Annotated in this window: 24 protein-coding genes; 13 read left to right on the top strand and 11 right to left on the bottom strand. The window is 35.0% G+C overall.

The annotated features are described in order from the left end of the window. Nucleotides 1–2 precede the first annotated feature (2 nt). Nucleotides 3–647: a phosphatidylserine decarboxylase gene (locus tag BN1208_RS01900; protein WP_046489187.1), complete on the top strand. Its 645-nt coding sequence runs from the start codon at nucleotides 3–5 to the stop codon at nucleotides 645–647. 1 nt (nucleotide 648) lies between these two features. Here the strand turns inward: BN1208_RS01900 and BN1208_RS01895 are convergent, their stop codons facing one another. After that, nucleotides 649–1,122 (bottom strand): RNA pyrophosphohydrolase, encoded by a 474-nt coding sequence (locus BN1208_RS01895; protein ID WP_046487330.1) that lies wholly within the window; start codon nucleotides 1,120–1,122, stop codon nucleotides 649–651. A gap of 95 nt (nucleotides 1,123–1,217) precedes the next feature. On the opposite strand from BN1208_RS01895, the gene BN1208_RS01890 reads away from it, so the two are divergent. The 7 genes from BN1208_RS01890 to folE2 all read left to right on the top strand — a co-directional run bounded on the left by BN1208_RS01890 (nucleotide 1,218) and on the right by folE2 (nucleotide 7,215). Continuing rightward, entirely contained in the window at nucleotides 1,218–2,159 is a 942-nt protein-coding gene (locus tag BN1208_RS01890; protein WP_052734606.1) for a YncE family protein, read from the top strand. 61 nt (nucleotides 2,160–2,220) lie between these two features. Further along, nucleotides 2,221–2,742, top strand: coding sequence for an SRPBCC family protein (locus tag BN1208_RS01885; RefSeq protein ID WP_046487328.1), 522 nt, complete (start codon nucleotides 2,221–2,223; stop codon nucleotides 2,740–2,742). 48 nt (nucleotides 2,743–2,790) lie between these two features. Continuing rightward, complete coding sequence (locus BN1208_RS01880) at nucleotides 2,791–3,438, top strand: alpha/beta hydrolase (RefSeq protein WP_046487326.1); 648 nt, start codon at nucleotides 2,791–2,793, stop codon at nucleotides 3,436–3,438. 11 nt (nucleotides 3,439–3,449) lie between these two features. Next, nucleotides 3,450–3,668, top strand: a complete 219-nt coding sequence (gene xseB, locus BN1208_RS01875) for an exodeoxyribonuclease VII small subunit (RefSeq protein ID WP_046487323.1) — start codon at nucleotides 3,450–3,452, stop codon at nucleotides 3,666–3,668. Beyond that, nucleotides 3,661–4,548 carry a polyprenyl synthetase family protein gene (locus tag BN1208_RS01870; protein WP_046487321.1) on the top strand — a complete coding sequence of 296 codons (888 nt, stop codon included), beginning with the start codon at nucleotides 3,661–3,663 and terminating at the stop codon, nucleotides 4,546–4,548. Before xseB ends, BN1208_RS01870 begins: the two co-directional genes overlap by 8 nt. A 1-nt stretch (nucleotide 4,549) precedes the next feature. Next, complete coding sequence (gene dxs, locus BN1208_RS01865; RefSeq protein ID WP_046487318.1) at nucleotides 4,550–6,388, top strand: 1-deoxy-D-xylulose-5-phosphate synthase; 1,839 nt, start codon at nucleotides 4,550–4,552, stop codon at nucleotides 6,386–6,388. A gap of 35 nt (nucleotides 6,389–6,423) precedes the next feature. Next, nucleotides 6,424–7,215 (top strand): GTP cyclohydrolase FolE2, encoded by a 792-nt coding sequence (folE2, locus tag BN1208_RS01860; protein ID WP_046487314.1) that lies wholly within the window; start codon nucleotides 6,424–6,426, stop codon nucleotides 7,213–7,215. A 2-nt stretch (nucleotides 7,216–7,217) separates the two neighbouring features. Here folE2 and BN1208_RS01855 read toward each other — a convergent pair whose 3' ends face one another. The 3 genes from BN1208_RS01855 to BN1208_RS01845 form a co-directional block, all read right to left on the bottom strand. Next, entirely contained in the window at nucleotides 7,218–8,387 is a 1,170-nt protein-coding gene (locus BN1208_RS01855) for an MFS transporter (RefSeq protein ID WP_046487312.1), read from the bottom strand. After that, a complete protein-coding gene (gene aroC / locus BN1208_RS01850; RefSeq protein ID WP_046487309.1) occupies nucleotides 8,387–9,472 on the bottom strand; it encodes a chorismate synthase in 1,086 nt (361 codons plus the stop codon). Before aroC ends, BN1208_RS01855 begins: the two co-directional genes overlap by 1 nt. Nucleotides 9,473–9,580: 108 nt before the next feature. Continuing rightward, a complete protein-coding gene (locus BN1208_RS01845; protein WP_046487304.1) occupies nucleotides 9,581–10,117 on the bottom strand; it encodes a pseudouridine synthase in 537 nt (178 codons plus the stop codon). A 20-nt stretch (nucleotides 10,118–10,137) separates the two neighbouring features. On the opposite strand from BN1208_RS01845, the gene icd reads away from it, so the two are divergent. Then, nucleotides 10,138–11,376, top strand: coding sequence for an NADP-dependent isocitrate dehydrogenase (gene icd, locus BN1208_RS01840; protein WP_046487301.1), 1,239 nt, complete (start codon nucleotides 10,138–10,140; stop codon nucleotides 11,374–11,376). A gap of 42 nt (nucleotides 11,377–11,418) precedes the next feature. Here the strand turns inward: icd and BN1208_RS01835 are convergent, their stop codons facing one another. The 7 genes from BN1208_RS01835 to BN1208_RS01805 form a co-directional block, all read right to left on the bottom strand. Next, entirely contained in the window at nucleotides 11,419–11,622 is a 204-nt protein-coding gene (locus tag BN1208_RS01835) for a cold-shock protein (RefSeq protein ID WP_046487297.1), read from the bottom strand. A gap of 173 nt (nucleotides 11,623–11,795) precedes the next feature. Further along, nucleotides 11,796–12,458, bottom strand: coding sequence for a DsbC family protein (locus tag BN1208_RS01830; protein ID WP_082092819.1), 663 nt, complete (start codon nucleotides 12,456–12,458; stop codon nucleotides 11,796–11,798). Nucleotides 12,459–12,514: 56 nt separating this feature from the next. Further along, nucleotides 12,515–13,681: an FAD-dependent monooxygenase gene (locus BN1208_RS07105; protein WP_052734605.1), complete on the bottom strand. Its 1,167-nt coding sequence runs from the start codon at nucleotides 13,679–13,681 to the stop codon at nucleotides 12,515–12,517. Next, on the bottom strand, nucleotides 13,678–14,838 hold the full coding sequence (locus BN1208_RS01820) for an FAD-dependent monooxygenase (protein WP_046487292.1): 1,161 nt from the start codon (nucleotides 14,836–14,838) through the stop codon (nucleotides 13,678–13,680). Before BN1208_RS01820 ends, BN1208_RS07105 begins: the two co-directional genes overlap by 4 nt. Further along, a complete protein-coding gene (locus tag BN1208_RS01815; protein ID WP_046487288.1) occupies nucleotides 14,835–16,145 on the bottom strand; it encodes an aminopeptidase P N-terminal domain-containing protein in 1,311 nt (436 codons plus the stop codon). Before BN1208_RS01815 ends, BN1208_RS01820 begins: the two co-directional genes overlap by 4 nt. Nucleotides 16,146–16,152: 7 nt before the next feature. Then, nucleotides 16,153–16,836, bottom strand: a complete 684-nt coding sequence (murU, locus tag BN1208_RS01810; RefSeq protein ID WP_046487284.1) for an N-acetylmuramate alpha-1-phosphate uridylyltransferase MurU — start codon at nucleotides 16,834–16,836, stop codon at nucleotides 16,153–16,155. A gap of 4 nt (nucleotides 16,837–16,840) precedes the next feature. Next, nucleotides 16,841–17,821, bottom strand: a complete 981-nt coding sequence (locus tag BN1208_RS01805) for an aminoglycoside phosphotransferase family protein (RefSeq protein ID WP_046487281.1) — start codon at nucleotides 17,819–17,821, stop codon at nucleotides 16,841–16,843. Between the two features lie 192 nt (nucleotides 17,822–18,013). On the opposite strand from BN1208_RS01805, the gene BN1208_RS01800 reads away from it, so the two are divergent. The 4 genes from BN1208_RS01800 to rsmA are packed head-to-tail and all read left to right on the top strand — an operon-like array spanning nucleotide 18,014 to nucleotide 23,380. After that, a complete protein-coding gene (locus BN1208_RS01800; protein ID WP_052734604.1) occupies nucleotides 18,014–20,302 on the top strand; it encodes an LPS-assembly protein LptD in 2,289 nt (762 codons plus the stop codon). A gap of 7 nt (nucleotides 20,303–20,309) precedes the next feature. Beyond that, nucleotides 20,310–21,626, top strand: coding sequence for a peptidylprolyl isomerase (locus BN1208_RS07420; RefSeq protein WP_082092868.1), 1,317 nt, complete (start codon nucleotides 20,310–20,312; stop codon nucleotides 21,624–21,626). 9 nt (nucleotides 21,627–21,635) lie between these two features. After that, a complete protein-coding gene (gene pdxA / locus BN1208_RS01790) occupies nucleotides 21,636–22,619 on the top strand; it encodes a 4-hydroxythreonine-4-phosphate dehydrogenase PdxA (protein WP_046487279.1) in 984 nt (327 codons plus the stop codon). Further along, entirely contained in the window at nucleotides 22,616–23,380 is a 765-nt protein-coding gene (rsmA, locus tag BN1208_RS01785; RefSeq protein ID WP_046487275.1) for a 16S rRNA (adenine(1518)-N(6)/adenine(1519)-N(6))-dimethyltransferase RsmA, read from the top strand. The genes pdxA and rsmA overlap by 4 nt, the downstream gene beginning before the upstream one ends. Nucleotides 23,381–23,439 lie beyond the last annotated feature (59 nt).

Below are 23,439 nucleotides of genomic sequence, written 5' to 3'. Positions count from 1 at the left end.
CTATGGTAAAAAAAGCTTACCCTATCATTGCAAAAGAAGGTTGGCCATTTCTAATAGCATCTATTGCCGTATCAGCTATCGTATTTAAAATATGTGCTTTGTGGTCAATTCCTCTTTGGATAATCTCTTTATTTATTCTACAATTTTTTAGAGATCCAAAAAGAAGCACGCCCTCCAAGAAAAATATGGTGGTATCAGCAGCTGATGGCAAGGTGATTGTGATTGAAAAATGTAAAGACGATTATCTTAATAGGCGAGCAATTAAAGTGAGTGTCTTTATGAATGTCTTTAATGTCCACTCAAACAAAAGTCCGATTAAATCAATTATTATGAATAAATGGTATTTTCCTGGAAAATTTCTAAATGCAGCTATGTCAAAAGCTTCTTTGGAGAACGAAAGATGTGCGCTTCACTTAAAAACTAAAGAAGGTTTTGATATTACTTGCGTTCAAATTGCTGGCTTAATTGCGAGAAGAATTTTATGCTATGTAAATAAGGGTGATGCGTTAGAGGTCGGTGAAAGGTATGGCTTTATAAGATTTGGTTCGCGTGTTGACTTATATTTACCTATCAATTCAAAGATAAAAGTTACTTTGGGCGACACAGTTTTTAATGGCGAAACAATTATTGCTGAATTAAAAAAATAGACTAATTATCTATAAACAAACGAAGTTCGTTTAAAGCAAGCCGATAAACATCCCTTTTAAATTCAATCACCTCATTAAGAGGCATCCAGTAATCATGCCAGCGCCATGCATCAAACTCTGGCTTTATAGTGTTCCTCAAAAAGATATCAGTATCTTCCCCCTTCATCCTCAAGAGATACCATATTTGTTTTTGGCCTTTATAAACCCCTCTAAAATCTCTTCGAAGCCATTGTGAGGGCACTTCATACTTTAACCAGTCCTTTGTTCGGCCAAGTATTTCTACATGGTGTGGTTTTAAACCAACCTCTTCCATAAGCTCTCTATACATAGCCTCTTCTGGCGCCTCGCCTTTTTGAATGCCGCCCTGAGGAAATTGCCATGCATTCTCTTGTGTTCGCTTCGCCCAAAAAACTTGATTCTCGACATTACAAATGACAATACCAACATTTGGCCGATAACCATCTTTATCAATCATGAAACCACCTTAAGCTTTTCCTTAATTTTTCCATAGATTTAGTTTAAATAAAAGCCAGAATTAAAGCTAGAATCTATTACGAAAAAACTTAAATTATGAATTTTAAAAATCTTATTTCACTTGCTCTATGTTTATTACTTTGTGCTTGCTCAACTTCGCCTATTGCTTATATTACCAACCAAGGCTCTGATACAGTAAGTGTTGTTAATATAAAAGAGAAAAAAATTATTCAAGAAATTCCTGTAGGCAGAGGCCCTGTAGGAGTTGCTATTTCTCTAAAGCAATCCTATGCCTTTATTACAAATACTAATGATGCCTCCGTAAATGTTTTAGATCTTCAACATAATCGAATTATTAAAACAATACAGACTGGTGGAACGCCAGTTGGAATTACCAAGTCCACAAATGAAGACTTCATCTATGTGAGCGATTGGTTTAATAGTGAAGTTTTTATAATAGAAACAAAATCTTTAACAGTCATTAAAAAAATAGTAGTTGGCAAATCTCCATCTGGCATGATTTGTGATACTGAGGGAAAGTATCTTTTTATTTCTAATCGTGATGAGAATACTGTCGAAATATATGGTCAATCTGATTTGGCTCTCGTTAAGAAAATTAAAGTAGGCAATCATCCCTATGGCTTATTTGTCAGCAAAAACTTACTTTTTGTTGTTAATGTTTTAGATGACTCATTATCTGTAGTGAATATCCAATCATTTGCTTCGGAAACTATTAAGGTTGGAGATCATCCTTATGGAGTGGTATCCGATATAAAAAACCAATTTGCTTTTGTTACAAATACTCAAGATGACAATATAAGTGTTGTTGATCTTAAGATAAAAAAAGAAATCAAAAAAATCAAAGTGGGTGGCAATCCAGAGGGTATTGATATTGATGAAAGAGATAATATTTTAATCACTTCTAATTGGAGAAGCGACTCTATTTCGATCATTGACTTGGCAAAACAAGAATATCTCTATGAAATCAAAACAGGCAAGCAAAGCCGATCTTTTGGTCAATTTATCAAAATTGACTAATGTTATATATAAAAACAATTTATAATTATCAAGCTTATTAAACACCAAAGGCTCTATTCACATGAAAAAAATTATTATTAGTATCTTCCTTTTGTTTGTATCAATGAATGTATTTGCTCACGGCCCATCACCTCAAAAAGTAGAAAAAACAATCAAAATCAATGCATCGCCTGATAAAGTTTGGGCAATCATTAAAGATTTTGGTAGTTTTCAAAAATGGCAGCCTCTTGTAACTGATAGCAAATTAGAAAAAAAGGGCGAGGATACCCTAAGAACGCTTACACTAAAATCTGGGGGTAAGGTAATTGAAAGGCTTAAAGGCATCGATGAAGAAGCTATGAAGTTAAAATATGAAATTTTAGAAGGAGCAGTCCCTGTGGCAGACTATAATTCATTTATTGTTGTAGCAAAGGGCCCTAGCCCTAATGAATCCTCTGTAACATGGGTAGGACGTTTTTATAGAGTTTATAAACTCAATCCACCGATTCCAGCTGGCCAAGATGACGAGACAGCATTGAAAGCTGTGAATGAAATGTATGATGTAGCGCTTCCAGCACTTAAAAAATTAGCTGAAACGAAATAAAATAATTTAGGTATTAAAAAGCAGAATTTAATTCTGCTTTTTTTATTTATGACACCCATTATTATTGACAATATTGAACCGCCCATAGGCTCAGTCATATTTCTTCATGGTCTTGGAGCTGATGGATTTGATTTCAAAAGCATCTTCGGAAGATCGCAATTCAATAAAATTCGATTTATCTTGCCCCATGCTCCATACCAGCCAGTAACAATCAACCAAGGCATGGAAATGAGAGCTTGGTATGATTTGTATGATCTGTCTTTAGACAAAGATGAAGATGAATTGGGTATGCAAAGATCAAGTTTAATCATTCAAAAGTTGATTGAAGAGCAAATTTCCCTTGGTATCCCATCCGAAAAAATTATTATTGGAGGCTTTTCTCAAGGGGCTGTAATGAGTTTTTACTTAGGATTAAAATACCATAAAAAATTAGGAGGCATTGCAGCTTTGTCTGGTTATCTTCCTTTGAAAGACATGCTTATAAGGTCCATAAAAAATGATTTAATTAAGATACCAATCTTTATGGCTCACGGCCTATATGATAATGTTATAGATATAGAAATTGCCGATTCTTCCTTTAAAAAACTAATGGCAAAGTTTAATTTTGCGCACTTTGAAAAGTACCCTATGGGTCATGAAGTATGTGAAAAAGAGATAGATGATTTATCAATTTTCTTCAACCAATCATTCAAATAAAGATAAATTTTATGGATAAAAATTCACTCGAAGCAAATCTTAAAGAGCTTGAGTCTATTGTTTCAAAAATGGAACAAGGTGATATGGCATTAGAAGATTCGATCAAATCTTATGAAAAAGGAATGCTTCTTCTTAAATTATGCCAAGACTCACTAAAAGAAATCGAGCAAAAAGTTTTGGTGCTTTCTACAGAGAACACCCTCGAAAAATTCAAACCTACCAATGAATGACTTTCATGACTGGCTTTTTCAAAAACAAGCATTTGTTGAATTTGTGCTTGAAAAAAACTTACCTAAAGCTAGCGATGAAACTCATTTAAATGAGGCTATAAAATATAGTGTTCTAAATGGCGGGAAAAGAATGCGCTCATTGCTTGTTCTTGCAGTCGCAGAAATTGTTGAGGCGCCGCCAATTGCAATTGAAAATATTATATGTGCCGTAGAGTTTATACATGCATACTCTTTAGTACATGATGATATGCCTTGCATGGATAACGACGATTTGAGAAGGGGAAAATTGTCTTGTCATAAAAAATTTAGCGAAAGCACTGCGCTTCTTGTTGGAGACTCATTACAGTCAATCGCTTTTTCTCTTCTATCTTCGCCATCTCTTCAGATTAACCCTAAAAATCAATTACAGATCATTCACATACTTGCTAATGCTATTGGTATTGAAGGTATGGCAAAAGGCCAGGCGTTAGATATTGAGAACACCAACAAAAAAATCTCACTAGATAAGCTTATGGTGATGCATCGATTTAAAACTGGGGCTCTTATTAATAGTGCATGTTTGATGGCAGTGCTGGCTTCTAATAATTATGATAAAAAAACGCTAGATATAATAGATACTTATTCAAAATCAATTGGTCTTATGTTCCAAATTAAAGATGATATTCTTGATAAAGAGGCAAGCCAAGAAGTTCTAGGTAAAACACCTGGCAAGGATGAAAAATATAATAAAGCTACTTTTTTATCTTTACTAGGTATTACTAAATCAAAAGAATTAGCCGCTAAATATTATGAAGAAGCTTTAACTGTAATTAAACCTTTCGGGGATAAAGCATATTATTTGGCTAGCATGGCTGAATTAATAATGACACGATCACACTGACATGAATCTCCTTGATAAAATCAATTTACCAAAAGATTTAAAAAAACTCAGTCGTAGCGAGCTTGTTATATTATGTGACGAGATAAGAAATTTTATTATCGAAAGCGTTTCAAAAACAGGTGGCCATCTTTCATCAAATCTTGGTGTTATAGAACTTACTGTAGCACTCCATTATGTTTTCGATTGCCCTCAAGATAAATTTATATGGGATGTTGGACATCAAACTTACCCACATAAAATTCTGACTGGTAGAAAAAAGAAAATGGGCTCTTTAAGAGCTTTAGGTGGAATTTCAGGTTTCCCAAAAATATTAGAAAGTGATTATGATATTTTTGGAACTGGTCACTCAAGCACCTCAATTTCAGCTGCTCTAGGCATGGCCGAAGCCCTCAAAAAGAAAAATTTAGAACATAAGGCAATTGCAATTATTGGCGATGGTGCCATGACTGCCGGGATGGCTTTTGAAGGCCTTAATAATGCTGGTGACTCAAGCAATAATATCTTGGTCATTTTAAATGACAATGATATGTCAATTTCTAAAAACGTAGGTGCTCTTAATAATTACCTTGCAAAGCTTATGTCAGGCAATCTATATGGAAGCATCAAGCGTTCAAGTAAAGCTGTTTTATCAGTCATACCTCCCATGCTTGAATTTGCAAAGCGCGCTGAAGAACATATGAAAGGCATGGTAATTCCAGGAACTTTATTTGAGGAGTTTGGTTTTAATTATATTGGCCCTATTGATGGGCACGATCTCAATGCGCTGATTGATACACTAAGTAATCTTAAGGAACTTCGAGGGCCACAGTTTCTTCATGTAGCAACACAAAAAGGCTTTGGTTATGAGCCTGCAGAGATTGATCCCAATAAATTTCATGGTGTAGGTCAATTCAACATGAATGACGGCGCTCAGCCATTAAAAACAAAAAAGGCTACTTATACCGATGTGTTTGGGGACTGGATTGTTGACATGGCTGTGACTGATAAAAAGCTATGTGCAATCACTCCTGCTATGTCAGACGGTTCCGGCCTAAATAAATTTGCTGAAAAATTTCCGGACCGTTTTTTTGATGTAGGTATCGCCGAACAGCATGCAATCACTTTTGCTGCCGGACTTGCTCGTGAAAATTACAAACCTGTAATTGCTATTTACTCGACTTTCCTTCAAAGGGCTTATGATCAATTAATACATGATGTCGCATTGCAAAACATTCCAATGCTACTTGCTATCGATAGAGCTGGAATTGTTGGGCAGGATGGGCCTACACATTCAGGAAGTTTCGATATGTCATTTTTAAGATGTATCCCAAATATTGTCATTATGGCACCAAGCAACGAAAATGAATGTCGCCAAATGCTTTATACCGGATTTAAATTTAAAGGAATTTCAGCAGTTCGCTACCCAAGAGGGTCAGGACCAGGATCATCAATTAAATCTAAGATGGTTGCTATTCCAATCGGCAAAGCCGAGCTTATTAGAAAAGGTAATAAGATTGCCCTACTAGCTTTTGGAAATACTTTAGATGAAGCTCTAAAGGCTGGGGAAAAGATCAATGCCACTGTGATTAATATGAGATTCATCAAACCTCTCGATATCAAATTGATTAGAGATTTGGGCTCCTCACATAAACTCCTTGTAACCTTGGAAGAAAACGCAATTTCAGGTGGCGCTGGATCAGCTATTTTAGAAATCATCAGTGAGTATGATTTAAAATGCCAATCGCTTCGCATTGGCATTCCTGATGAGTTTGTCGAACAAGGCAGCCAGGAACAGTTACGAAAAAAATATGGGTTAGATGCAGCATCTATCATTAAATCAATTGAGAAAAAATTAACCTAGTGCTACACTCAAGTATTAATATTTAATTCTTTATTATGACAACAAGCGACCACGTCTGCCCGATTGAAGATGTTCAAAGCTCCACTGATTTAAGGAGTTTGGATATTGATAAAGTTGGCATTAAATCTATAAAGCATCCCGTACTCGTAAAAGATAAAACGGGCGGCGCTCAACATACAATTGCAACATTCAATATGTATGTATATTTGCCGCATAATTTTAAAGGTACTCATATGTCTAGATTTGTCGAAATCTTAAACATGAATGAACGAGAAATTTCTGTTGAGTCTTTTGAAAATATTTTAAGAGAAATGATTAAGCGGCTTGAATCAAAATCTTGTGATGTTGAAATGACGTTTCCATATTTTATTAATAAAACTGCACCTGTTTCCGGTGTTAAAAGTCTTTTAGATTATGAAGTAAGTTTTATTGGAAAAATTGTTGATGGAAAATTCAAAAATACAATCAAAGTTGTAGTTCCCGTTACGAGCCTTTGTCCATGCTCAAAGAAAATTTCAGATTATGGGGCGCATAATCAAAGATCTCACGTCACAGTTACGGCTGAAATTAATAAATTTATTTGGGTAGAAGAATTAATTGAGCTTATTGAAAAACAGGCATCATCTGAGCTTTATGGTCTACTAAAAAGACCTGATGAAAAATATGTGACTGAGAAAGCTTACGACAATCCTAAATTTGTAGAAGATATGGTAAGAGACGTTGCGGCTCAACTAAAACTAGAAAAAAGAATCAATCACTTTGTAGTGGAGTCTGAAAACTTCGAATCTATTCATAATCATTCAGCTTACGCATTGATTGAGGGCTAGTCTTAGCCAAATACTTTATTGCCTTTAATTTTTAATTTTAATCCATACCAAATCACTATAAATCCAATGAGTGGTGATATAGCAGCGATCATAAAACCAAGCTGACCGCCAAGATATTGTATTAAATAACCGCCGCCTAAACCCCCAATAGTTCCTCCAATTCCATAAGCTACACTATTATAAATTGCCTGCCCCCTTGACTGATTTCGCCCTTTAAAAAAGTAAGCAATAACCTCAATTGAGGCTGCGTGAAAACTTCCAAAGGTTGCAGCATGAAACATTTGTGCTATGAGTAATAAATAGAAGTGATCAGGAGAAGCTCCTATGAGAATAAATCGAATCACACCTAAAAATAAACTTATTAATAAAATTGTTTTAAGTGAGTACCGACGTAAAATTTTTGGCATCAACATAAAAATAAAAATTTCACAAATAACACCAACCGCCCAAAGCCATCCTATCATAGCACTGCTATATCCATGCTCTTTTAGGTAGATTGAATAAAAATTATAGAGCACTCCGTGAGCTGAAACCATTAAAGTGCATCCGATTAAAAGCGCTACTACAGATGGTGTTTTGATAATCTTCCAAATAGATAAATCGTTTTTTTTGTGGTGAATCTCCTTAGCTTCAGGGATGGTATTTGATAAGAAAAATATAATGGCTTGAGTTATGAGTAAACCCCACAATAAAATATTAATTCCTTGAAGATCTATTAAATAGCCTAAGAATAATGACGCCACAATAAATCCGATTGATCCCCATAATCTTATTCTGCTGTAATGCCCATCTGTAGTTGCTAAATGTGCGAGAGTTAAAGATTCCGCAAGAGGTAATGTTGAACTCGTAAATAAACTTAATGCTGACATTACTAAAAAGATCCAAAAAAAACCCTTTGCCCAAAAAACACCTATAAACCCTATGAGACCTAGAAATGATGTCAGCTTTATCCATTTAACTCGATGACCTGAATGGTCGGCTAACCACCCCCAAAAATTAGGGGCAACGATGCGACTGATTTGGAATAAAGATAGAAGAATGCCAATGCTTGAAGGTGAAAAATTTTCTGATTGTAGATAAATTCCCCAATAAGGGACAAAAGAACCTACGAAGAAATAATAAAAGAAATAAAAACGCGATAAACGCCAATGAAGATTATGGCTAGAACTCACTAAATTTTAGGTGTGTGCACAATTACATCCGCGTTTTGTGCTCGATGTCTTAATGCTTGATCCATAATAACCAAAGCTAACATAGCTTCAACAATAGGCGTCGCTCTTATAGCAACACAAGGGTCATGACGGCCTGTTGTTTGCATCAGAACGGCTTCGCCTTTTGTGTTGATTGATTTTCGATCTTGAGGAATGCTTGAGGTTGGCTTAAATGCCACATGAGCAATAATAGGCTGGCCTGTCGAAATGCCCCCTAAAATACCGCCTGCATTATTTGTCAAAAAACCTTGTGGGGTCAGTTCGTCGCCATGCTCACTACCTTTTTGAATGATAGAGCCGAAGCCTTTGCCAATATCAACGCCTTTTACAGCATTAATACCCATCATTGCATGAGCAATTTCAGCGTCTAATCTTCCAAAAATAGGCTCACCAAATCCCACAGGCACATTCTCAGCAACCACAGTAATTTTTGCACCTACCGAATCTCTGTCGGCACGAATGCCATCTAAATATTCTTCTAGCTCAATTACCTGATCTTGATTAGGGCAAAAAAATGGATTTTTATTTACATCTTCCCAGTTTTTAAATGCTATTTGAATAGCGCCCATTTGACTCAAGTATGCTCGGATTGTAGTTCCATATTTCTTAAGTAACCATTTTTTTGCAATAGCGCCTGCAGCAACTCTAACAGCGGTCTCCCTAGCGCTTGATCTTCCGCCACCCCTATAGTCTCTTATTCCATATTTGTGGGCGTATGTATAGTCTGCATGTCCGGGGCGGAATACATCTTTAATTTTTGAATAGTCTTGACTTCGTTGATCTGTATTGCGAATAATAAACCCGATAGGTGCACCTGTTGTTTTACCTTCAAATACACCAGATAAAATCTCAACCTTATCTTCTTCCTTGCGTTGAGTCACATGCTTTGAGGTGCCAGGTTTTCTTCTATCCAAGTCTATTTGCAAATCTTCTTCCGACAAATCCAATCCTGGCGGACAGCCGTCCACAATACCGCCTATAGCTGCGCCATGTGATTCACCAAAAGAAGTAAGTGTAAATAAAGTACCTAGAGTATTACCTGACATAGATATGCTTCGAATAAATGTAGCTAAATTTTATCATAATCGGTTGCTTATTAACGGGGTAGCACTCCTTTAATCCCAATCCTTAAGGTATGAATCAAAAATAATTTTTTAATCATGGAGAATTTTATAGGCACTAAGATCTAATTCATCTAAGTTATAAGGTCCAATCGCAAAACGAATTAATCTTAGGGTGGGGTATCCAATTTTTCCAGTCATTCTTCTTACTTGACGATTTTTACCTTCTGATATTTTAATTTCAAGCCAGGTTGTGGCAATCATTTTTCTCTCTCTAATTGGCGGAATTCTTTCCCATAATATTTTAGGTTCATTTATCATTTTTACTTCTGCGGGTAATGTTTTAAATTCTCCTAAATCAACGCCTTGTCTTAATTCCTCTAAATCACTCTCTTTTGGTGTGCCCTCAACCTGAGCCCAATAAGTTTTTTGCATTTTGTATTTTGGATCACTAATTTGATGTTGAAATATCCCATCATCAGTTAGAATAATTAAACCTTCACTATCAGTGTCAAGCCTTCCTGCAGGATAAACATTAGGTATTGGAATAAAATCTTTTAAGGTTTTATGGTTGTCATGCTTACTAAACTGACAAACCACACCGTAAGGCTTATTAAATAGTATTTTCATTAAAATAAAAGTGAGTATGAATGCTTAGTAAAATTAATTTTCCAAAAAATGCATCTAAAATTACAGTCAATTCAAACTTATCTTTGAATGTTCCAGACCGTCCCATTATCCCATTTATTGAAGGCGATGGCATTGGTGTAGACATTACACCGGCAATGCTTAAAGTCGTCAATCATGCTGTCTTAAAAGCTTATGGTGGGGAAAAGGAAATTGCTTGGATGGAAATTTATGCGGGAGAAAAAGCTACAAAAACATACGACAATGATACATGGCTACCTCAAGAAACTCTTGATGCTATGAAAGAGTGCGTTGTATCAATTAAAGGCCCGCTCACGACGCCCGTGAGTGGAGGTATTAGATCTCTTAATGTAGCAATGAGACAAGAACTAGATCTATACGTCTGCTTAAGACCTATTGAGTACTTTGATGGTGTGCCAAGCCCTCTAAAAAATCCTGAAAAAACTAATATGGTTATTTTTAGAGAAAATACAGAGGATATTTACGCAGGGATTGAATGGCAAGCATACTCCGAGGAATCCAAGAAAATTATTCAAATGATTTCAGAATTGGGTATTAAAAATAAAATTCGCTTCCCCGAATCAACTGCTATAGGTATTAAACCTGTTTCTAAAGAAGGCAGCCAAAGGCTGATAAGAAAAGCGATTGAGTATGCTATTGAGCATAAAAAAAGATCGGTGACGCTGGTCCACAAAGGCAATATTATGAAATTTACTGAAGGTGGGTTTAAAGAATGGGGATATGAGCTAGCCCGAGATGAGTTTGGTGCTAAAGCTATTGAAGGAAAAACCGGTTTTAAATGTGATAACGGCCTCATTATCAATGATTGTATTGCAGATGCCTTTTTGCAGGAAATTTTACTCCACCCAAGCAAATATGATGTTGTAGCCACGCTTAATCTTAACGGAGACTACATTTCAGATGCATTAGCTGCTCAAGTTGGAGGTATTGGTATTGCACCGGGTGCTAATTTATCAGATTCGACTGTTATTTTTGAAGCGACTCATGGTTCCGCTCCAAGCATTGCGGGTAAAAAAATCGCCAACCCCAGTTCTCTTATTCTGTCTGCTGAAATGATGTTAAGACATATGGGATGGTCGGAAGCTGCTGGCATACTCTTATCAGCATTTAGAAAAACATTAGTAGCTCAAAAAGTCACTCAAGATTTTTCATCACAATTAAATAATGGAGATGCGCTATCCACAGATAGCTTTGCTGACGCCATCATAAGTTATATGTAAAAAAAAAGCCCGCTTTCGCGGGCTTATTTATTTAATTTGAAACTAGGCTTTATTTATATTTGAAGCTTGCTTGCCTTTTGGTCCGTCTGTAACGTCAAAAGTTACTCTTTGACCTTCTTTAAGACTTTTATATCCTGTATCTACGATTGCTGAGAAGTGAGCGAATAAATCATCACCACCATCATCAGGAGTAATAAAACCAAAACCTTTTGAATCATTAAACCACTTTACTGTACCTGTTGCCATTTCATAAATCCTTAACTTTAAACAAGGGAGGCCCCCCAAAAGTTTGAATCAAGAACTAAAGCACTACTTAAATATAAATTAAAGCTAGCTAAATAAAACTCGAAACCAAACACCTGGGAGCTTTTTTACGTTGTTTAGGAATAAATGTCAAGCTATTTGTTGCCTAAAAGACCTTATAATTTAATGCTGTTTAACACTTTTTCTATCTCTTTATAAGACTGAGCACCTAACATTCGCTTGCCATCAGAAAAAATAAGGGTCGGCGTAGATGTGATCCCTAACTTTGAGCCTAATTCAAGCACTTGTTCTGTAGGTGCTTCACAATTTGCTTTGCCAGAAGGCAACGCCTCATTTAACGACCAATCAAGCCAGGCTTTTGAGCGGTCTTTAGCGCACCAAATAAGTCGTGATTTATTCTTAGCATCTGGATGCAACTTTTCAATTGGAAAGAGAAATGTATAAATCGTAATATTATTTAAATGTGTAAATTCATTCTGCTCAAGCCTTTTACAAAAAGGACAATCAACATCTGAAAAAACAACTAATTTTCTAGACCCGTCACCTTTGATAGTTTTAATTGCTGAGGCAAGAGGTAGCGATGAAAAATCGATTTTAGTTAAATCTTCGAGGCGCTCTCCCGTTACATCCTTCTTTGTTTTTGGGTCAACAATACGGCCCTCTGCAATAAGAAATGAAAATTTTTCATCTGTATAAACAATTTGACCGCCCATAAAAACTTCGTAGAGTCCACTGTAAGAAGTTTTCTTGATGCTCTCAACCTTGTATTTTGGGTAAGAAGCTTCAATCATCTTTTTTAAATTGGCTTCATCTGCCATCAAATAAAAAGAAGGTAAAGATAAGAGAAGTACTATAATTTTTTTAAAGTCGTCATTTAATGAATTGCTTTTTTTATAAGAATTTTTTTAATCAGCTGATTTTGATCAATTTTATTAAGTCCAAAATTAATTACAAAATCCACAATATGATTTTTAGATATAAAAAGAGAGCTTAACTTATCTGTTAAATAGCTCAAGGTTAATATATCAGTCTTTCTATTGCGATTATATTTTTTAAGAAAAGTCTTTAATCCAAGATCATGATGATATTTTTTATTTGAGCTTAATAATTTATCAATTTCTATTACATCTCTTAAACCTAAATTTAAACCCTGGCCTGCAAGCGGATGGACCTGGTGAGCTGCATCTCCTACAAGTAAAATACGATCTGAAATTAATGATTCATTAATCTTCATGTTTAAAGGGAAGTATTGGCGCTTTGTTGTTAAGGAAATATCTCCGAACACTTCACCTATTTCATTTTTTAACATTTGAATGAATTTAGTATCGGTAAAGCTTTTATATTCTTTAAGCATCTCATTATTTAAAGAATATACAACCGAAAATTCATCTAAATATATAGGAAGTAATGCCAATATACCGTGATACATAAATTTTTGATAAGCACATCCTTGATGTGCTTTTAAAGTTTTAATATTAAACACTATTGCTGTCTGATCAAAATCTTTATTCCTGAAATTTATAGATGACTGGCTACGAAGCCAAGAATTCGATCCGTCAGCGCCAATGATCAATTTAAATTGGCGTATATTGTCATTCGCATAAGTGATATTTATATCTTTCGCTCCTACACTTAGAGACTCAATCTTGTCTGTTTTAATTTTCTCATGGTTTATGTCGCTTACTCGATAAATAAATGCTTTTTCAAGCTCATCATGATTCACAATAAATGCAAGCTCATTCATGTCTACATCATCATTATTAAATTTTAAAGATGAAAGTCCCTTATCCGAGTAAACAGTAATAGATCGCACTGAAAATACTTCTTTTTCAGGCAAAAAAGCCCATACGCCATTTTTTTCTAGCCATGTTTTAACACCTGGCGTAATTGCATAAAATCTAGGGTCAACTTCTTTTTTGTGAAGGGCTGTTACTTCTGATAATAGCGTTGCCTTGATATCATATTTATCTATAGCGATTAAAGAAGCCATCCCCACAATGCCTGAGCCTAAAATCAATACATCACTCGATGGTTGAATCATTTTCCAAAACTCATTTTACTGACTAAAAATTTTTTGATGGGCCTAAAGTTATCCAAAAGGGATAAGCCAAATCCCCTTGTTATGGATAGACCAACCAAGTCATTTGAAAAAATATTTACTAAAGAATCTGTAAAAAAAAGCGTCTTTTTTGTCTCTGACTTTCTAGAAGTATAATATTGATTTACAAATGATTCAGACCCTACATAAGCCGACTCTGATTCATTCATTAATTTCGATAATGCATGAGCATCCCTGATTCCAGTATTAAAACCTTGTCCAGCAACTGGGTGCATTGTTTGTGCGGAATTACCGATGACTACTATGTGGGATTTCGGAAAGTCTGCAAGAACAATTTTTCTTAATGGGAAGGTAATAAACTTCTCACAATCGATAAATCTTCCAACTCTATCTCCAAAGTGCTCATGTAATTTTTCTAAAAATACATTTTTTTTTGTCTTGGCTAGCGCTTGAATGTCTGAATCTTTTCCTGTCCATACCAATGAAAATTCTTTAGGCCCATTCGGCAAAAGCGCAATAGGGCCCATAGACGTAAATCTCTCATAGGCAACACTTTTAGGTGGAATTTCTGAAGTCACTTTTGTAACAAGCGCGGTATGGTTATAACTGGTTTCTTTTCTTTTAAGATTTTGAATTAAATCAGTATTATTTTTTCCGCCATCAGCCAGTATTAAAAGTGGCGTTTCGAGAGGTGAATTTTTAGTACGGCCATACAAAATAGATTTATCTTCTTTATTTTCAATAGCCGAGACTTCAAATTCATAACTAATTTTTACTAATGAGGATTGATTAATTTCTTCTTCAAGTGCTTTTGATAAATCTCCATAAGAGACAACGTAACCCAATGCCGGCAAATTATATTCCTCTGCAGATAGTAAAGTACGTCCGAAGCTATTTTTTTGACTTGTGTGAATGCTTTGAATTGGAGTAATCTTTTTTTCTAATAATGTCCATATCCCAAGATTTTCAAGAACGAGTTTTGTTCCATATGAGAGAGCTAATGCTCGATTATCTGAACCTGCATCATTTTTTTTTCTTAACTCTAAAAGATGCGAGTTTTTATTTTGCTTTGCTAGTAATAAAGAGAAAATTAGGCCAACCGGACCAGCCCCCACAATGAGGTATTCTGGCTTTTTCATTTTGCCATCAATGCTTCAATAGATTCTATTGTTTTTGGACTATCTTTAGTAAGTACTTCATGACCATCTTGCGTCACCAAAACGTCGTCTTCAATTCTGATACCAATATTCCAAAATTCCTTAGGTACTTTTGAAGAAGGCCGAATATAGCAACCCGGCTCCACAGTTAATGTCATACCTGGTGTTAGCTGTTTCCATTCTTTTGAAACATTTTTATATTCACCCGCATCATGGACATCAAGGCCTAGCCAGTGACCTGTTCTATGCATATAGAATTCTTTATAAGCCCCTGTTTCATAAATTTCTTCGCGGCTTCCCTGGCATAAACCAAAGTCTCTAAACCCATCAATTAGAACTGATAAAGCTGCCTCATGAGGCTCATTCCAGTGATGTTTCGGAGATATCATTTTTAAGGCCGCACTTTGAGCATCTAATACCATTTGATAAAAATCTGTTTGTATTTTTGTATATTTTCCATTTGCAGGAAACGTTCTTGTTATGTCGGATGCATATCCTTCTAACTCACATCCTGCATCTATTAAGATAAGATCCCCATCTTTAATCTCAGAGTTATTATTAATATAATGCAATGTGCATGCATTTCCCCCAGCGGCAATAATGGATTGATATGCTGGCGAACGAATTCCTTGAGACATGAATTCATGCATAATTTCAGCCTCAAGTTCATATTCATACATATGAGGCTTTACAAATCTCATTGCGCGATTATGCGCTAAAGATGCAATCTTTGCTGAATGTCGCATCATGTCAATTTCAAAATCACTTTTTATAAGTCGCATTTCATCTGCTATATAACTAATATCCTGAATTTCATGGGGCGCTCGAACTCCAGCCCTACCTTTTTCTTTTAATTGTTTTATCCAATCATTAATTTTTTGATCGATCAAAACATCTTGACCTATTCGATGATATATTTTCTGGTGTCCTGGAATTTCTTTTAAAACAATCTCATCAAGTAAGTTGATATCGTAAGCTTCATCAAATAGAAAAAGTTCTTTCGCTTCTTTAGGTCCATATATGAAACCGTTCCAGATTTCCATATCAACGTTTTTGTTACGACAAAATAGAATCGTTTTTGGAGATTTTCCGCCCAAAATAACTAGCGCAGATTGTGGCTCATTAAATCCTGAGAAATAATGGAAATAGCTATCAGATCGATAAGGGTAATGACTATCTCGATTTCTAATGGTTTCACTAGCATTAAAAATGATAGCTATGCCATCACCAATTTTATTGGCTAGAGCATCTCTCCTTTTTTTAAATTCTGTATAATCTTTATTGCTCATATTTAATCTAGCTTGTGAAATTATTATTTTTTAAAAAGAAATTAATTTCTTCCAGTCTCTTTGGTGTGCCTATATCAAACCAAAGCCCATGATACTCCTCACCACAAATACATCCCGCATCAATTAATTTCTTGAGTATAGGCGCTAACTTCGCAACAGACTCCATATTGATTTCTTCAAAGATTTCTGGTCGATAAATAGCTAAGCCGGAGAAAGTTAATTTATTACTTCCCTCCAGTTCAATCTTGTTATGTTTTAAAACAAAATCCCCTTTCATATGGTGTGGTGGATTTTTAACCATAACTAAGTGACCTTTAAAATTATCTAAGTTCATATTTTTTAATGTAATGTAATCTAGGTCAGTAAATATGTCTGCATTAACCACTAAAAAAGGCTCATCTCCCAAAAACGATAGTGCTTTTTTTATGCCTCCTGCTGTTTCTAATGGACTACCTTCTCTAGAATATTGAATCTTAAGGCCCCATTTTGAACCATCGCCAAGATATGCTTCAATCATTTCACCTAAATATGCATGATTAATGACCACTTCTTTAAAATGAGCCTTGGCTAATTTTTCTATATGCCAAACTATTAATGGCTTACCAGCTACTTCTAATAATGGCTTTGGTATTTCATCAGTCAAAGGGCGCATTCTTTCGCCCTTGCCCGCTGCTAGAATCATAGCTTTCATAAGGTTATGTCAAACTTAATTTGTTAATTATGTTTAATAGAGGGCGCAATTCCCTGTAGCGTTCGCAGGCTCTTCGTAAATAATTTTCAACGGTAGGCAAATCGTTTAAATAATTTGCTTTATGATCTCTGTAATTTAAGCGAGCAAAAATACCTAATACTTTCAAATGCCTTTGAACACCCATCCACTCAAAATCTCTATAAAACTCTGCGAAATCCTCCTGAACTTTAAGCCCATTTTTCTTTGCCGATTCCCAGTATCGAATTAGCCAATCTATAATCTGTTCTTCTTCCCAAACAATGTAAGCGTCTTTAAATAGAGAAACGAGATCATAAACAATAGATCCCTTCACTGCATCTTGAAAATCTAAAATGCCTGGATTTTCACCCTGTTCTCCATTACAAAACATCAAGTTTCTCGAGTGAAAATCTCTATGTACAAAAACTTCTGTATGAGACCGAATATTCTTGATAAGTAAATCAAAAGTTAAGTTAAGAATGTTTTTTTCCGAATCATTCATTTCATAAGATTTATGAAGTTTTACATACCAATCAGGGAATAATCGAAGCTCTTGCATCAACAACGAATCCTCATAGAGTTTAAGTGATGAAGTATCAGCATTTTTTTGTATTTTAATAAGCGCTAAGTAAGCATCTTTATAAAGCGATGATGCATTTTCATGATTGAGCTCTTCAAGGTAAGTGTCACTGCCTAAATCTGACAATAACAAAAAGCCTTCTTTCATGTCTGCCTCATGAATCTTAGGCACATTTAATCCTGCCTTAAAAAGAATATTTGCTATGTCAACAAAGGGCTTTGAATTTTCTTTATCAGGAGGGGCGTCCATTAAGATATAAGACTGATTATTTGAAACAATACGGAAATAACGACGAAAACTAGCGTCTGAAGAAGCAGGATTTATCGTATACTCTTGATTTTTAAGTGCTTTATTTAACCACGTAGCAATCTGAATTTCGCGAGTCACAATAAAAAATACCTATAAATTTTAAAAAAAATTGTACGTTTTAAGCAATTAGCTTAATGAAGTAAGTTATATAACTACCTGATTATTAATAAATTTAAGTTGATAAAATATCTAAAATATGAGATTTTAACGTTTATGAAATATTCAAAATTAAAACTATAGCACCCCTACTTGCTCCTTCAGCAAAATTCCATGTATAGAAAAACAATCTCACCGATATGGCTAGTGTTTTTTCTTCTTCCTCAGCTTTCATCTGCTGAAGACTTGGTAAGCGAAAAACAATCTTCAGAAATTTTTCAGGAATCAGTGGAAATTGAAGGGGATAGCCTTGAAACGCTTCTTGATAGAAAAATGAAAGCTAAAGGGAATGCTATTCTCAAAAAAGGCAATAAAACTATCAAAGCTGAAGTGATTGAGTATGATCAAATTTCAGAAAAACTCATTACACAAGGAAATACATCCATAGACCTAGAAAAAATTTCTCTTTCTGGCACAAAGCTTAATTATAGATTAAGCGACCAGACTGGGAAGATGGAGGATGTGACCTTTAATATAAAGTCTGATAAAAAAGAAGAAACGATCGTTCAAAAAGGCATTCAAGTTACCAAACGTTATTATGACTTCCGAGGTGATGCTAAAGCAATTTTTTTTGAAGGCGAAAATAAGACAAAACTTGAATCCAGTAGATTAACCACGTGTGAGGTAGATTCCAATGACTGGTATATTAAATCTAAAAATATGGAAATTGATACAAAAAAAGACCAAGTAAAAGCCTCACATGCCTCGCTTGATTTCAAAGGGGTCCCGATATTCTACATGCCTAGTACAAGCTTTTCTCTCAATAAAAATAGGCAATCTGGCTTCTTATCTTCGACCTTCGGCACTACATCTAAAAGTGGTTTTGAGTTTCGTACACCTTATTACTTTAATATTTCTCCTAATATGGATGCAACTCTGACAGCCAGGTATTTAGGTAAAAGAGGGCCTTTGGCGGATGGTGAGTTTCGCTACCTAACCGAAAACTATTCAGGAATTAATCAACTTCAATATATGAATCATGATCAATCTAGCGGTCAAGATAATAGATATTTTTTAAAACTTAATCATCAGCATCAATTTGGTAGGGGTTGGTCAGGATCTTATGATCTTCAAAAAGTATCAGATAATACTTACTTTTCTGATTTAGCCACTATGATTCAAGTTACTAGCGTGGTTAATTTACCTCAAAGAGTAAATCTAAATTATTCGGGTGATATTTGGAAATTAAACTTACTAACTGAAAAATATCAAACATTAACAAATGCATCAAATTCCCCATATCAAAGGCTTCCACAAGTCAATCTCTCGGGGAAAAAAGACTACGATAATTTCATATTAGACCTTAAGTCACAATGGACTCTTTTTGAAAGGGATGATAAGTTCGCATCAACATTCACAGATGCGCAAAAGATTACTGGGAGCAGATTTACAATGACTCCAGCAATCACTATTCCACTAACCTCTGAATACGGATATATTAAACCGAAAGTTTCTGCAAATATTAGATCTTATAATCTTAACAATTCACCTGATAATAACAAAGATATAGTCACACCAATTTTCTCTTTGGATAGCGGTGTTTATCTCGACAGAAATATAAATTTTTTAAATCAAAATTATACAAACACGCTTGAGCCGAGATTATTTTATGTCTACATTCCATATAAAGATCAATCAGTATTGCCTAACTTTGACTCAGGCCTTGCTGATTTAAATATGCAAACTTTATTTTATGAGAATCAATATAATGGGCAAGATCGAATAAATGATGCAAATCAATTAACTGCATCATTAACATCTAAATTTTTAGATAAAAATGGTAGGGAGAGATTATCTGCCATAATTGCTCAAAGATATTATTTTGAAGACAGAAGAGTCTTTGGTAATGATCTTACAGAAGCTAAAAAAGCAAATTCAGATATTTTTATGGGTGCATCAGCAAAATTACCAAATTCACTTAATCTAGATGCAATGTTTCAATTTGACCCAACCTCTAACAGTTTATTAAGAAGCACGCTTGGAAGTCGATATAATCCAGAGCCGGGAAAAATGCTCAATGTAAGCTATCGATTGATTGATAATATTATTGATAATAATCAAGATTTAGAAGTTTTAAATGCGGCGGGTCAATGGCCTCTCGGAAACCGATTCTACTCTATTGGTCGTTACAATTACGATTTGAAGAGCTCGCAAACTATTGAAGTTTTAGCAGGATTAGAATATGACGGCGGCTGCTGGGTTGCAAGATCAATCTTTGACAGAATATCATTGCCAACAAGCCCCAATCCAAATTATGCATTTTTTATTCAGCTTGAGTTAAATGGTATTGGTTCGATAGGTTCGGACGCTAACAAACTAAACAACTTTTTATACAGGAATGTTCCAGGCCTCAGAAACGTCAATCAAATTCCTGATGTTAATCGTCAAGCAAACTTTAACTAATCTTAATATGCAACTTAAAAAATTAATATCTTTTTTCCAAATAGCTTTCATCCTTTTAGCCATGACAATTAGCTCTTATGGTTATTCAAAAACAGAAAGTAGCATTCAAAAACTAGACCGAATTATCGCTGTAGTTGATCAAGATGTTATTACCGAAAAAGAATTACAAGAAAAAATCAATTCGGTGATTAGCAACTTAAAAAATCAGAAAATTGAAATTCCTTCTGAAAGTGTTTTAAGAAAACAAGTGATGGAAAGATTAATTGCTAACAGCATTCAGATCCAACTTGCTCTTCAAACTGGACTAAAAATCAACGACGCCCAGGTTGATAAAACTATTGAGCGTATTGCAGAAAAAAATAAGCTTAATGTGGTTGATTTTAAAAAAACGCTAGAAAAAGATGGTACTAATTTTTATAAATTTAGAGAAGAAATTAGAAATGAAATCACAATTGCACAATTAAAAGAGCGTGAAGTTGATAGCAAAATTGTTATTACGGATGGTGAAATTGATAATTTCTTAAATGCTCAATCAAAAGAAATTCAGGATGAATATGAGGTCGCCCATATTCTTATTCGTGTTCCTGAGGACGTTTCCCCTGAAAAGCTTGAAAAACTAAAGAATAAGGCGGAAGAAGCTTCTAAACAAATTCAATCAGGTAAGAATTTTACGCAAGTCTCTGCAGCATTTTCAGAGACACCTAATGCGCTTGAGGGGGGCAGTCTGGGCTGGAAAAAAGCTTCAGATTTACCAACATTATTTGTGGATGCTCTTAAAAAAATAGAAGTGGGCTTGCTTACCCCAATTTTAAGAAGTCCTAATGGTTTTCATATCCTTAAATTAATCAATAAAAAAGGATCGAGCGCTCCTCTTGTTATAGAGCAAACACATGTAAGGCATATTTTAATTAAGCTTTCTGAAATTACCTCTGAAAATGAGGGCCGTCAAAAATTGATGGGAATTAAGGAGCGATTAGAAAATGGTATAAAGTTTGAGGATCTGGCAAAGCAATATTCGGAAGATCCTTCTGCAACCAATGGTGGGGATCTAGGCTGGATCAATCCAGGAGATACTGTGCCTGAATTTGAAAAAACAATGAAACAACTTAATATAAATCAAATCAGCGATCCTATTAAAACTCCATTTGGATGGCATCTTATTCAAGTTCTTGAAAAAAGATCTCAAGATATGTCGAAAGAATCAGCTCGCATTCAATCGAGACAACAAATCAAAATACGAAAATCTGAAGAGGCTTACCAAGATTGGCTGCAAGAATTAAGAGACCGCTCTTTTGTAGAGCTTCGCTTAGAAGACAACTTTTAATTTAATATCTTGACTTCTTTTAAGCCACATATCGTCATAAGCTCAGGCGAGCCTTCAGGCATTGGGCTTGATCTTTGTGTACTTCTTAGCACAAAAAAATTTCCTGCATTTATTACAGTGGTTGGCGATAAGAATGCGTTAGCTGATAGAGCTGCTCAACTCAATAAATCGATTACATTTTATGAGAATACTTCTATAGAGCATAAGGGCGATCACTCACTTTCCATACATCATATTCCTGCTTGCGAAAACATTCAGACAGGGCTGCTTAATCCTAAAAATAATCAATATGTTATTGATGTCCTAAACTTTGCATTAGACGGCTGCTTAAATAAATCTTTTGATGCGCTTGTCACAGCTCCTATTCATAAAAGCATCATCAATGAAAGCCAGCCTTTTACAGGCCATACTGAATATATTGCGCATTATACTGATACCAAAAATGAAGTTATGATGTTAACCTCTAAAACTATGAAAGTTGCACTTGTAACAACACATGTGCCGCTATCACAAGTGAGTCGCTTGATCACATCAGAAAAACTCGAGCAAACACTAAGAACAATTCATCGCGACTTGATTCATCGATTTAAAATAAATAGCCCCAAAATTTTTGTTGCAGGTCTTAATCCGCATGCAGGGGAAAATGGCATTTTAGGTTTAGAAGAAATTAATATTCTCACGCCAGTCATCAACAAATTAAAATTAGAAGGGATGTTGATTGAGGGTCCTCTCCCAGCAGATACGCTTTTCACAGAAAAGTATATCCAAAAAGCTGACTGCTTTTTGGCAATGTACCATGACCAAGGTCTCGCAGTTTTTAAACATGCTAATTTTGGCTTAGGTGTAAATGTTACCCTTGGCCTTCCCATTATTAGAACCTCAGTGGACCATGGAACTGCTATCGATTTAGCTGGAGTAGGCAACATAGATCCAAATAGCTTTTACAGTGCAATTGATTTAGCAATCGATTTGGCTCAAAAATCTCACGTATGAAACATATTGCTAAGAAAAAATTTGGGCAAAATTTTCTCAAAGATGCTTCGATTATTCATTCAATCATTCAATCAATCAACCCTCTTCTAGATGATGCTCTTATTGAAATAGGGCCTGGCCTTGGGGCGCTTACAAAACCGCTTCTCGAGAAATCTAATCATCTGTTAGCTATTGAACTTGATCGAGATATTGTAAGTTGGATGGAAAAAGAATACCCCAAAAAAAAAATTACCATATTCAATGAGGATGTTCTAAATTTTAACTTTCATCAGTTCGACCAAAAAGTAAGAATTGTAGGTAATTTACCTTACAACATTTCAACGCCTGTCCTTTTTAAATGTATTGAAAATATTGTAATTATTAAAGATCTTCATTTTATGTTACAAAAAGAAGTAGTAGATCGTATGATCGCCACACCTTCGTCTTCCGATTACGGGAGACTATCAGTGATGCTTCAATATTATTTTTCAATGGAGCATTTGGTTCATGTGCCGAAAGAGGCATTCGATCCGGAGCCTAAAGTTGAATCATCTTTCGTAAGGCTCATTCCTTACGAGCAATACCCTTTTATAGCTAACAATATCAATCAGTTTGGGAAGATTGTTAAGGAAGCTTTCTCCCAAAGAAGAAAGACTATTCGCAATACACTTAAATCCTTAATTAACGAAAATGACTTTGAGAAAATAGGTATCAATCCACAGTTAAGAGCCGAAAATTTATCAGTATCTGATTTCGTAAAAATTTCAAATTATCTGGATTAATTTATACAGGCTAATAGCCATGAGAAATCAACATCGGCTGATATAATTAAGACTTAAGG

Origin of the sequence: Candidatus Methylopumilus planktonicus, assembly GCF_000981505.1 — a bacterium.
Taxonomy (GTDB): Bacteria; Pseudomonadota; Gammaproteobacteria; order Burkholderiales; family Methylophilaceae; genus Methylopumilus; species Methylopumilus planktonicus.
Note: the sequence above shows the minus strand (reverse complement) of the source record. Positions and strands in the feature narration are given on the sequence as shown.